The organism is Kitasatospora sp. NPDC001539, assembly GCF_040298565.1.
In the GTDB taxonomy this organism is placed as follows: Bacteria; Actinomycetota; Actinomycetes; order Streptomycetales; family Streptomycetaceae; genus Kitasatospora.
Genome location: NZ_JBEPAK010000214.1, coordinates 469 through 12,214, shown reverse-complemented (window position 1 = coordinate 12,214; position 11,746 = coordinate 469). Strand labels below are relative to the sequence as shown.

At 71.6% G+C, this 11,746-nt stretch carries 6 protein-coding genes and 1 pseudogene; all 7 read left to right on the top strand.

All coding sequences use genetic code 11. The annotated features are described in order from the left end of the window. Positions 1 to 152: 152 nt before the first annotated feature. Positions 153 to 956: an alpha/beta fold hydrolase gene (locus ABT247_RS26130; RefSeq protein ID WP_350746668.1), complete on the top strand. Its 804-nt coding sequence runs from the start codon at positions 153 to 155 to the stop codon at positions 954 to 956. Continuing rightward, positions 956 to 2,308, top strand: a complete 1,353-nt coding sequence (locus ABT247_RS26125; protein WP_350746666.1) for a PP2C family protein-serine/threonine phosphatase — start codon at positions 956 to 958, stop codon at positions 2,306 to 2,308. Before ABT247_RS26130 ends, ABT247_RS26125 begins: the two co-directional genes overlap by 1 nt. A gap of 2 nt (positions 2,309 to 2,310) precedes the next feature. Further along, entirely contained in the window at positions 2,311 to 2,640 is a 330-nt protein-coding gene (locus ABT247_RS26120) for an STAS domain-containing protein (protein ID WP_350746663.1), read from the top strand. A gap of 241 nt (positions 2,641 to 2,881) precedes the next feature. Then, positions 2,882 to 7,465, top strand: coding sequence for a HAMP domain-containing hybrid sensor histidine kinase/response regulator (locus tag ABT247_RS26115; protein WP_350746661.1), 4,584 nt, complete (start codon positions 2,882 to 2,884; stop codon positions 7,463 to 7,465). Positions 7,466 to 7,699: 234 nt separating this feature from the next. Then, positions 7,700 to 9,271, top strand: a complete 1,572-nt coding sequence (locus tag ABT247_RS26110) for an FMN-binding glutamate synthase family protein (protein ID WP_502892506.1) — start codon at positions 7,700 to 7,702, stop codon at positions 9,269 to 9,271. 29 nt (positions 9,272 to 9,300) lie between these two features. After that, positions 9,301 to 11,028 carry a thiamine pyrophosphate-dependent enzyme gene (locus ABT247_RS26105; protein ID WP_350746658.1) on the top strand — a complete coding sequence of 576 codons (1,728 nt, stop codon included), beginning with the start codon at positions 9,301 to 9,303 and terminating at the stop codon, positions 11,026 to 11,028. A gap of 275 nt (positions 11,029 to 11,303) precedes the next feature. Then, positions 11,304 to 11,746 (top strand): annotated as a pseudogene (locus tag ABT247_RS26100) (hypothetical protein); the annotation flags it as partial.

Genomic DNA, 11,746 nt, shown 5'->3' with positions numbered 1-11,746 from the left:
GGTCGTCCGGCGGGTAGAACTGCCGGGCCCAGTGCCGCATCGCGCCGATCGGCCCGTCGCCGGCGGCCAGGCGCGGCGGGGAGACGTACCTCTTCCGGTCACATCCGACCCCGGGAACCGCTGGACCTGCGGCCGATGGGAGGATGGCCGCCATGGACACGCGCCGCAGGAACAACGTGACAGTCAGCGGACCGGTCGACGGGCCTGCGGTCGTACTGGCGCACGGGTTCGGCTGCGACCAGAACATGTGGCGCCTGGTCGTGCCCGCCCTGGCGGAGCGGTACCGGGTGGTGCTGTTCGACTACGTCGGCTGCGGCGGATCGGACGCGGCCGCGTGGAGCGAGGAGCGCTACTCCTCGCTCGACGGCTACGCGCGGGACGTGGCGGACGTCTGCGAGGCACTGGACCTGCGGGACGCGGTGTTCGTCGGGCACTCGGTGAGCGCGATGGTGGGGGTGCTGGCGGCCGAGTCGGTGCCCGAGCGGATCGGCGCGCTGGTGATGGTGACTTCCTCGCCCTGCTACATCGACGACGACGGGTACCGGGGCGGCTTCAGCGCCGAGGACATCGAGGAGCTCCTGGCCGCCCTGGAGTCGAACTACCTGGGCTGGTCCTCGGCCATGGCCCCCGTGATCATGGGAAATCCGGACCGGCCGGAGCTGGGAAGGGAACTGACGAACAGCTTCTGCGCCATGGATCCGGAGATCGCCCGGGTCTTCGCCCGGACCACGTTCCTGTCCGACAGCCGGGAGGACCTGAAGCGCGTCACCGTCCCGACGCTGGTCCTGGACTGCACGCAGGACGCCATCGCACCCCGGGAGGTCGGCGAGTACGTGCGCGCCTCGATCCCCTCCTCCCGCCTGGTCACCCTGGACGCCACCGGCCACTGCCCGCAGCTGAGCGCACCCGAGGCCGCGGCCGAAGCCGTTCTCGCGTTCCTCACCGGACTTCGGTGATGTCCCGGATCGGTGAGGAACCGGGCGCGTCGGACGACCGCGCGGCCACCGACGCCGCGTTCACCGCACTGCTGGAGGACAGCGCCGAGGACCTGTACGAGCGGGCCCCCTGCGGGTACCTGTCGACGCTGATGGACGGCACCATCGCCAGGATCAACACCACCCTCCTGGACTGGCTGGGGCTGGACCGCTCCTCGGTGGTGGGCCGGATGCGCTTCACCGACCTGCTCACCGTAGGCGGCAAGCTGTACCACGAGACGCACTTCGCCCCGCTGCTGCGGATGCAGGGAGAAGTGCACGGGATCGCCCTGGAGATGAAGACCGGCGGCGCGGGCCGGCTGCCGGTGCTGGTGTCCTCCGTCATCAGGCACGGGAGCGGCGGGGAGGCGCTGCTGATCCGCACCACCGTCACCGACGCCTCCGACCGGCGGGCCTACGAGATCGAACTGCTGCGCCGGCGCGAGGAGGCCGAACGAGCCCGCACCGAGGCCGAACAGGCCCGCGTCGAGGCCGAACGGGCCCGCGCGCAGGCCGAGGCCGCGCTCCGGCAGGCGGAGACCGACCGGCAGCGGCTGGCCGAGGCCCTCACCGCCCTCCAGCGGTCACTCGTCCCCTCGTCGCTGCCGACCGTGCCGGGACTGGAGGCGGCCGTCTACTACCACACCGCCTCGCCCGACCGGCTCGGCGGCGACTTCTACGACCTCTTCCCCGTCGGCGGCGGCCGGTGGGCCTTCTTCCTCGGCGACGTCTGCGGCAAGGGGCCCGAGGCGGCCTCCCTCACCTCGCTGACCCGCTACACGCTGCGCGCCGCCGCCCTGCACGATCCCGAGCCCGCGGCCGCTCTGGCCACCCTGAACGCCGTCCTGCACGAGCACTACGCCGCCGCCGGGGACCCGCGCTACTGCACCGCCGTCTTCGGTCTCCTGGAACCCGCCGGTGACGACGGCCGGGTCGAGGTGCGGGTCGCCTCCGGCGGCCACCCGCCGAGCCTGGTGCTGCGCGCGGACGGGAGCACCGGGTTCCTGCCGACCCCCGGCGGGCTGCTGGTCGGTATCCTGCCCGAAGCGCCCTTCACCACCGCCCGGACCGTCCTCGACCCCGGAGACACCCTCCTGCTGTACACCGACGGACTCACCGAGGCCCGAACCGGCCCCACCCGCGAGAGCCTCTTCGGAGACGACGCACTGCTCGCCTTCGCCGCCGACCGGGCGCCCGCCGGGGCCCACGCGGTGATCGACGCCCTGACCGCGCTGCTGAAAGGCTTCGGCGACGGTCTGGACGACGACACCGCCCTGCTGGCCCTCGGCGTCCCCGCCACCCGCCCGTCCACCGACCCGTCGACGAATCCCTGACCATGAGCCTGACCATCAGCCACCGCGACACGTCCACCGGCCCCGTCCTGCACGTGGCCGGCGACCTCGACTACGAGCACGCCCCCGACCTGCGCCGACACCTGGACACGCTCGCCCTGCACGAGCACCAGTGCCTGGTCGTCGATCTGTCCGGCCTGGAGTTCTGCGATTCCAGCGGCATCACGGCGCTCCTCGCGGCCCGGCGGCACGCCCACGCCTCGGGCGCGGACATCGTCCTGGCCGCCGTGCCGGCCAACACGCTGCGCGTGCTCGCCCTCGTCGGTCTCGACCAGGTCTTCACCATCCGCGCCGACGGCGCGGACCCGGGGTGACCCCGCCGCTGCCCTCCCGCGGCCCGGGGCAGGGTAGCGCCCCACCCCCCGGATGTCACCGCACGGACCGCGCGTGCCGCCCGGAGGGGCAGGCGGTTCGCGCCCGGTGAACGGGCTGGGGTAGCCTCTCGGCGGTGCGTTCGCCTGCCGGCGGCGCCGCCGAACGGCAGCAACAGGTCTACCGGGCTGAGCAGGCACGCAGTGGCCGTGGGGCCCCGGCGTTCTACGGAGGCGACGTTCGATGGCTGGCTCGACGAAGTCCACTACCGTCGGCGGTCCGCAGGGCCCCGGCCCCGCCCAGGTCGGCGAACCGGAACTGCGCCAACTGCTGGCCGGTCTGACGGCGGTTCGCGACGGCGACTTCGGCACCCGGCTGCCCGGCGACGCCGACGGCCTGCTGGGCGAGATCGCCACCGTCTTCAACGGCATGGTCGACCAGCTCGCCCTGTTCACCTCCGAGGTGACCCGGGTGGCCCGGGAGGTGGGCACGGAGGGCCAGCTGGGCGGTCAGGCCGACGTGCCGGGCGTCTCGGGGACCTGGAAGGACCTGACCGACTCGGTCAACGCCATGGCGGGCAACCTGACCAGCCAGGTCCGCGACATCGCCCAGGTGGCCACCGCCGTGGCCAAGGGCGACCTGTCGCAGAAGATCGACGTCGCCGCGCGCGGCGAGATCCTGGAGCTGAAGAACACCGTCAACACGATGGTCGACCAGCTGAGCGCCTTCGCCGACGAAGTCACCCGGGTGGCGCGCGAGGTCGGCAGCGAGGGGCGGCTGGGCGGTCAGGCCCAGGTGCCCGGGGTCGCCGGGACCTGGCGGGACCTGACCGACTCCGTCAACTTCATGGCCGGCAACCTGACCGACCAGGTCCGCAACATCGCCCAGGTCACCACGGCGGTCGCCAAGGGTGACCTCTCCCAGAAGATCACCGTCGACGCGCGCGGCGAGATCCTGGAGCTGAAGAACACCGTCAACACGATGGTCGACCAGCTGAGCGCCTTCGCCGACGAGGTCACCCGGATGGCGCGCGAGGTCGGCACCGAGGGCATCCTGGGCGGGCAGGCCGACGTCAAGGGCGTCTCGGGGACGTGGCGGGACCTGACGGACTCCGTCAACTTCATGGCCGGCAACCTGACCGCTCAGGTCCGCTCGATCGCCCAGGTCGCCACCGCGGTCGCCAAGGGCGACCTCTCCCAGAAGATCACCGTCACGGCCCGCGGCGAGATCCTGGAACTCAAGGACACCATCAACACGATGGTCGACCAGCTCTCCGCCTTCGCCGGCGAGGTGACCAGGGTGGCCCGCGAGGTCGGCACCGAGGGCCGGCTGGGCGGCCAGGCGGACGTGCGGGACGTCTCGGGGACGTGGCGGGACCTGACCGAGTCCGTGAACGTCATGGCCGACAACCTGACCGCACAGGTCCGCTCGATCGCCCAGGTGACCACCGCGGTCGCCAAGGGCGACCTGTCGCAGAAGATCCGAGTGGACGCGCGCGGCGAGATCCTGGAGCTGAAGGAGACCATCAACACGATGGTCGACCAGCTGGGCGCGTTCGCGGACGAGGTGACCAGGGTGGCCCGCGAGGTCGGCACCGAGGGCAACCTCGGCGGCCAGGCCACCGTCCGGGGCGTCTCCGGCACCTGGAAGGACCTCACCGACAACGTCAACGTGATGGCCTCCAACCTCACCGGCCAGGTGCGGTCCATCGCCCAGGTCGCCACGGCGGTCGCCAAGGGCGACCTGTCGCAGAAGATCAACGTCGAGGCGAAGGGCGAGGTCGCGGCGCTCGCCGGTGTGATCAACACCATGGTCGACACGCTCTCGGCCTTCGCCGACGAGGTCACCCGGGTCGCCCGCGAGGTCGGCACCGAAGGCACCCTGGGCGGCCAGGCCCGGGTCCCGAACGTCGCCGGGACGTGGAAGGACCTCACCGACAACGTCAACTTCATGGCGCACAACCTGACCAGCCAGGTGCGCAACATCGCCCAGGTCACCACCGCGGTGGCCAAGGGCGACCTGACCCGCAAGATCGACGTGGACGCGCGCGGGGAGATCCTCGAGCTCAAGACGACCATCAACACCATGGTCGACCAGCTGAGCTCCTTCGCCGCCGAGGTCACCCGCGTCGCCCGGGAGGTCGGCAGCGAGGGGCGCCTGGGCGGCCAGGCCGAGGTCGAGGGCGTCTCCGGCACCTGGAAGCGGCTCACCGAGAACGTGAACGAGCTGGCCGGCAACCTCACCCGGCAGGTCCGGGCGATCGCCGAGGTCGCCAGCGCGGTGGCGGCCGGCGACCTGACCCGCTCGATCACCGTGGACGCCTCCGGCGAGGTCGCCGACCTCAAGGACAACATCAACTTCATGGTGGAGTCGCTGCGCGAGACCACCCGGGCCAACGAGGAGCAGGACTGGCTGAAGTCCAACCTCGCCCGGATCTCCGGTCTGATGCAGGGCCGACGGGACCTCGCGCTCGTCGCCGAGCTGATCATGGACGAGCTCACGCCGCTCGTCTCCGCGCAGTACGGGGCCTTCTACCTTGCCGAGGAGACGGACGAGGGGACCTACCTCAACCTGATCAGCTCCTACGCCCACCCCGACGAAGCGGTGGGCAGCCGGTTCAAGCTCGGCCAGTCCTTCGTCGGCCAGGCGGCGCGCAGCAAGCGCACCATCGCCGTCTCCGACCTGCCCGCCGGCTACGTGACGGTCTCCTCCGGCCTGGGACGCACCGAGCCGGTCGACCTCGTCGTGCTGCCCATCGTGGTCGAGGAGCAGGTGCTCGGCGTCATCGAGCTCGCCACCGTTCACTCCTTCACCCAGGTCCACCGCGACTTCCTCGAACAGCTGCGGGAGGCGATCGGCGTCAACGTCAACACCATCGTCGCCAACGCCCGCACCGACGAGCTGCTCGGCGAGTCCCAGCGCCTGACCGCCGAACTCCGCGCCCGCTCCGAGGAGTTGCAGGCGCGCCAGGAGGAGCTGCAGTCCTCGAACGCCGAACTCGAGGAGAAGGCCGAGCTGCTGGCGGCGCAGAACCGCGACATCGAGACCAAGAACCTGGAGATCGAGCAGGCCCGCCAGGAACTGGAGGCCCGGGCCCACCAGTTGTCGCTCGCCTCGAAGTACAAGTCGGAGTTCCTGGCCAACATGAGCCACGAGCTGCGCACCCCGCTCAACAGCCTGCTGATCCTCGCCCAGCTGCTCGCCCAGAACCCGACCCGGAACCTGACCGCCAAGCAGGTCGAGTACGCCGGCATCATCCACTCCGCCGGCTCCGACCTGCTCCAGCTCATCAACGACATCCTCGACCTCTCCAAGGTCGAGGCCGGCAAGATGGACATCAACCCGGACCGCATCCCGCTGCGCAAGCTGCTGGACTACGTCGAAGCCACGTTCCGGCCGATGACCAGCCAGAAGAACCTGGCGTTCACCGTCCGGACCGCCCCGGCGGTCCCGGCCGAACTGCTCACCGACGAGTACCGGCTGCGGCAGGTGCTGCGGAACCTGCTGTCCAACGCCGTCAAGTTCACCGAGCGGGGCAGCGTCGAGCTGCGCATCGACGTGATCGAGGAGTCGCGGGCCCCCGAAGCCGCCAGGCGCGGCGGGCCGGTCGTCGCCTTCCGCGTGGTGGACACCGGCATCGGCATCGCTCCCCAGCACCTGGAGACCGTCTTCGGCGCCTTCCAGCAGGCCGACGGGACGACCAGCCGCAAGTACGGCGGCACGGGACTGGGCCTGTCGATCAGCCGGGAGATCGCCTTCCTGCTCGGCGGCGTCATCACCGCCGAGAGCACGCCGGGCCAGGGCAGCACCTTCACGCTCTACCTGCCCGCCGTCCAGCCCGACTTCGCCGAACTGAGCGCCCAGGGCGCCCGGGCGACGCTGGAGGCCGCCTCGCCCGGGGAGGCCACCGACGACACCGGGCAGCCCGAACCGCACCGCACCCCCGCAGCCGCGGCGGACGCGGTCCAGCCGAAGCGGCTGCTGGTGATCGAGGAGCGTCCGCGCGGCCTGCTCTCCCTGGTCGCGGAGAGCGCCGTCGCCGACCTGGCCGGTCAGCCGAACCTCGGCCGACCGCGGGTGCCGGTGGAGATCATCACCACCGTCGGTGCCTCCGAGGCGGCCGCCGCGCTCGCCGTCACGCCCTGCCACTGCGTCGTCCTGGAACTGGACCTGCCCGAGGACGCCGCGCTCGGATTCCTCGACGACATGGTCCGGGACCCGGCGCTGCACGGGGTGCCGGTCCTGGCCCACCACACCCGCCGACTGGGCACGGAGCAGGAGAGCGCGCTCCAGGCGCACGCCGCGAGCCAGCCCCTGGAGCTGATCTCCAGCCTGGACGAACTGCGCGAGCGCATCGCCCTGCACCTGAGCGCGGAACAACCCGGCGACGTGCTGCCGCTGGTGCGCTCCGAGGAACCGGCGGCGGCCACCGGCCAGGACGTCGACGGCTCACTCGCGGGCCGCACCGTGCTGGTCGTCGACGACGACGACCGCAACCTCTACGCGCTCACGGGGATCCTCGAACTCCACGGCGTCCGGGTGCTCCAGGCCGAGAACGGCCGCGCCGCCCTCGACGCCCTCGCCGAGCACGGCGAGGTCGACGTGATCCTGATGGACGTCATGATGCCCGAGATGGACGGGTACGCGGCCACCTCCGCCATCCGCGCCATGCCCGAGCACGCGGCCCTGCCGATCATCGCCGTCACGGCGAAGGCCATGATCGGGGACCGCGAGAAGAGCCTGGCCGCCGGCGCCTCCGACTACGTCACCAAGCCGGTGGACGCGAGCGACCTGATCGCCCGGATCAAGCGGCAGCTGGCTCCGTAGAGCCGGTGGGGCCGTGGGCCCGTAGGCCCGTAGGCCCGTGAGCCCGTAGGGCCGTCAGAGCCGACCCGCCCCCCGGCGCCGCACACCGCCGACGGGGGGCGGGTCGGTGCGCCGACGGGGCCGGCCCTGCTCTCCGGCCGTCCCCACCACCGGGTGCGGCGCAGTGGCGCGGATCGCGTCGCCGGGGTGCTTGAGCACGGCGTTCGGGGTTAGACGGGCTCCGTGTTGAGATTCCTGTGGATCGCCTGGCTGGGGTGTGGAGCGGTCGCCGCAACGGTGGTGGCCGCCGTCGTGTCGCCGTGGTGGTGGTGCGCGGCCGTCCCGTTGCTGGCGCTGGCGGCGCTGGGGGTGGCGGACCTGCTGCAGACCCGGCACTCGGTGTTGCGCAACTACCCGGTCCTGGGCCACCTGCGGTTCGCCCTGGAAGGCATCCGGCCCGAGCTGCAGCAGTACTTCATCGAACGCAACGTGGACGGGCGCCCGTTCGACCGCGACACCCGCAGCATCGTCTACGAGCGGGCCAAGGGGACCGACGCGGAGGAGCCGTTCGGCACGGAGCTGGACCTCTACGGGAGCGGGCGCGAGTTCCTCGTGCCGTCGATGGCCCCGGTCGCGGTGCCCGAGCACCCGCCGCGGGTGCTGGTCGGAGGTCCGGACTGCACCCGGCCGTACGGGATGTCGCTGCTCAACGTGTCCGCGATGAGCTTCGGCTCGCTGTCGGCCAACGCCGTGCTGGCCCTGAACACCGGTGCCGCGCTGGGCGGTTTCGCCCATGACACCGGGGAGGGCGGCCTGTCCGAGTACCACCTGCGGCCCGGCGGGGACCTGGTGTGGGAGATCGGCACCGGCTACTTCGGCTGCCGCACCGAGGACGGGGACTTCGACCCGGGCCTGTTCGCCGAGAAGGCGGCGCACCCGCACGTCAAGTGCGTGTCGCTGAAGCTGAGCCAGGGCGCCAAGCCCGGCATCGGCGGCGTGCTTCCCGGTTCCAAGGTCGATGCGGAGATCGCCCGGGTGCGCGGCGTCCCGCAGGGCCGGACCGTCGTCTCCCCGCCCTACCACCGGGTCTTCTCCACCCCGCGCGAGCTGGTCCGCTTCATCGGCCGGATGCGCGGGCTGGCGGGGGGCAAGCCGACCGGGTTCAAGCTCTGCGTCGGCTCGCGCCGCCAGTTCCTCGCGGTCTGCAAGGCCATGCTGGAGGAGGGGGTGACACCGGACTTCATCGTCGTCGACGGCGCGGAGGGCGGGACCGGCGCCGCCCCGCTGGAGTTCGCCGACCACGTCGGCCTGCCGCTCACCGAGGGCCTGATGACGGTCCACAACGCGCTGGTCGGCAGCGGTCTGCGCGAGCGGATCCGGATCGGCGCAAGCGGCAAGGTGGCCACCGGCAGCGACCTGGTCAAGCGGCTGATCCAGGGAGCCGACTACACCAACGCCGCCCGGGCCATGATGTTCGCGGTCGGCTGCATCCAGGCCCAGCGCTGCCACACCAACACCTGCCCGGTCGGCGTGGCCACCCAGGACCCGCGCCGGGCGCGCGCCCTGCACGTGGGGGACAAGTCCCAGCGGGTGCGGCGCTACCAGGAGGCCACCGTCAAGAGCGCCCTGCAGATCATGGCCGCCATGGGGGTCCGCGAACCGTCGCAACTGCGTCCCCACATGCTCCAGCGCCGCCTCGACCCGCAGACCATCCGCTCCTACGCGGACATCCACTCCTGGCTGGCACCGGGGCAGTTGCTCCAGGACGCCCCCGAAGCGTGGGCGCGCGACTGGGACGAGGCCGACCCCGACCGGTTCACCGTCTGACACCACGAACACTACGAAGGGAACCCAACGTGGCACGTACCGTCGCCCGCGTGATCGTCGACGCCCTGAAGGAGCTGGGCGTGCGCCATGTCTTCGGCGTGGTCGGCGACGCGCTGAATCCGCTGACCGACGCGATCCGCACCACCGAGGGCCTCGACTGGGTGGGCTGCCGCCACGAGGAGGCGGCCGCCTTCGCCGCGGGCGCCCAGTCCCAGCTGTCCGGCACCCTCGGGGTGTGCATGGGCACCGTCGGCCCCGGCTCGGTCCACCTGCTCAACGGCCTGTACGACGCGGCCAAGAGCCGGACCCCGGTGCTGGCCATCGCCGGTCAGGTCCCCTCGGCCGAGATGGGCAGCGACTACTTCCAGGAGGTCGACAACGACCTGCTGTTCCGGGACGTCGCCGTCTTCCGGGCGACCGTCACCTCGCCGGACCAACTGCCCAGGATGCTGGAGGCCGCCGTCCGCTCGGCGATCAGCGAACGCGGCGTGGCGGTCCTGACGGTCCCCGGTGACCTCGGCGACCGGGAACTCACGGACGACCGCCCCGCCCGCTTCCCGCGGACCCGCCCCGTCACCCGCGCCGACGACGCCGGCATCCGGGAGGCCGCCGACCTCATCAACGCCGCCGACCGGGTGACCCTGCTGGTCGGCCGGGGCGCCCGGGACGCCCGAGAGGAGGTGCTCGCACTCGCCGAGCGCCTGTCCGCGCCGATGGTCCTCACCCTCAAGGCCAAGGAGGGGTTCGAGGAGGACAACCCCTACCAGGTCGGGCAGACCGGCCTGATCGGCAACCCCGCCGCCGTCCAGGCCCTGGACGACTGCGACACCCTCGTCATGCTCGGCACGGACTTCCCGTACCGCGACTGGTACCCCACCGACTGCAAGGTCGTCCAGATCGACCTCCTCGAACGCCACCTCGGCCGCCGGATGCCCGTCGACGTCGGACTCGCGGGCGACACCGCGGCCACCCTGCGCGCGCTCCTGCCGCACCTCGAACCGGCCACGGAGCGGTCACACCTGGAAGCCGCGCGCAAGAGCTTCGAGGAGTGGACCTCCGGTCAGCAGCGCCTCGCCGACCCCCACCACGACCACCGGCTGCTCGGCCGGCTGCGCAGCGCCCTGGACAACCGCGACCACGACGTGCGCCCGGAGGCGCTGGCCGCCGCGGTGGACGCCTGCGCGAGCGACGACGCGATCTTCACCTCCGACACCGGCATGGCCACGGTCTGGCTGTCCCGCTTCGTGACCATGCGCGGCCGCCGGCGGCTGCTGGGGTCGTACAACCTGGGCTCGATGGCCAACGCGATGCCCCAGGCGCTCGGTGCCCAACTGTGGGCCCCCGACCGGCAGGTGGTGGCGTTCTGCGGCGACGGCGGCCTGAGCATGCTGCTCGGCGACCTGATGACGATCAGGACGTACCGGCTGCCGGTGAAGCTCGTGGTGTTCGACAACCGGCGCCTCGGCATGGTCAAGCTGGAACAGGAGCAGGCCGGACTCCCGGAGTTCGGTACGGAGTTGGACAACCCGGACTTCGCCGCGGTCGCCACCGCGCTCGGACTGACCGGCATCCGGGTCACCGACCCGTCGGAGCTCGAGGACGGTGTCCGCCGGGCCTTCGCGACGCCGGGGCCGGTGCTGCTCGACGTGCTGACCAATCCCCGGGAACTGGCGGTGCCGGGCAAGCCGACCGTCCAGCAGGGGTGGGGCTTCGCGATCGCCAAGGTCAAGGAAACCCTTCGGAGCCACGGTGACTGACACGCCGTCCGCGCCGGCCCGCGCCCGGGCGTCGCGTGGACGGCCACGGCGCCGGCCCCCGCCCCGAGGTGGGTGATCCGCGGGTGCGGACTTCGAGACGCCGACACCCGGGGCACTGGTGGCCCCGGACCAACTCTGACACCATCTCGGCCAAGGGTGAAGGAACAGTGTGCCAATCGTTCACTTCACCCACGCCAAGTGTCGTAGAGCGTCGAGAAGATCCGAGGCAGGCATTGAAGACCGTACGGGACCGCATACCTCATCTGCTGACTGTCGTGCTCATGCTCCTGGGGGTGATGACCGCCGCAACCGCGCAGGCGCAGGCGGCCCCCCAGCAGCTCACCGCGAGCGCGACCATCTGCTCCAATTCCCCCATCCCGCCCGGCTGGGTCATCACCAGCTCGTACCGCAGCAGCACCTGCGCCGGCACCGGCGTCGCGTACACCATCGCCGATGTGAGCACGCAGAGCTACGCGACGGTGTGTTCGATGTCGCCCATTCCGACCGGTTGGGTGATCACGAGTTCGTACAGCAGCAGTACGTGTGCGGGTACGGGTGTGGCGTACACGATCAGCAACACCGCCAACCAGAGCTACGCGACGGTGTGTTCGATGTCGCCGATCCCGACCGGTTGGGTGATCACGAGTTCGTACAGCAGCAGTACGTGTGCGGGTACGGGTGTGGCGTACACGATCAGCAACACCGCCAACCAGAGCTA

Excerpts from the sequence above, each read along its gene's own strand:
- ABT247_RS26130 (WP_350746668.1), top strand. The coding sequence starts at position 153 with ATGGACACGCGCCGCAGGAACAACGTGACAGTCAGCGGACCGGTCGAC.
- ABT247_RS26125 (WP_350746666.1), top strand. The coding sequence starts at position 956 with ATGTCCCGGATCGGTGAGGAACCGGGCGCGTCGGACGACCGCGCGGCC.
- ABT247_RS26120 (WP_350746663.1), top strand. The coding sequence starts at position 2,311 with ATGAGCCTGACCATCAGCCACCGCGACACGTCCACCGGCCCCGTCCTG.
- ABT247_RS26115 (WP_350746661.1), top strand. The coding sequence starts at position 2,882 with ATGGCTGGCTCGACGAAGTCCACTACCGTCGGCGGTCCGCAGGGCCCC.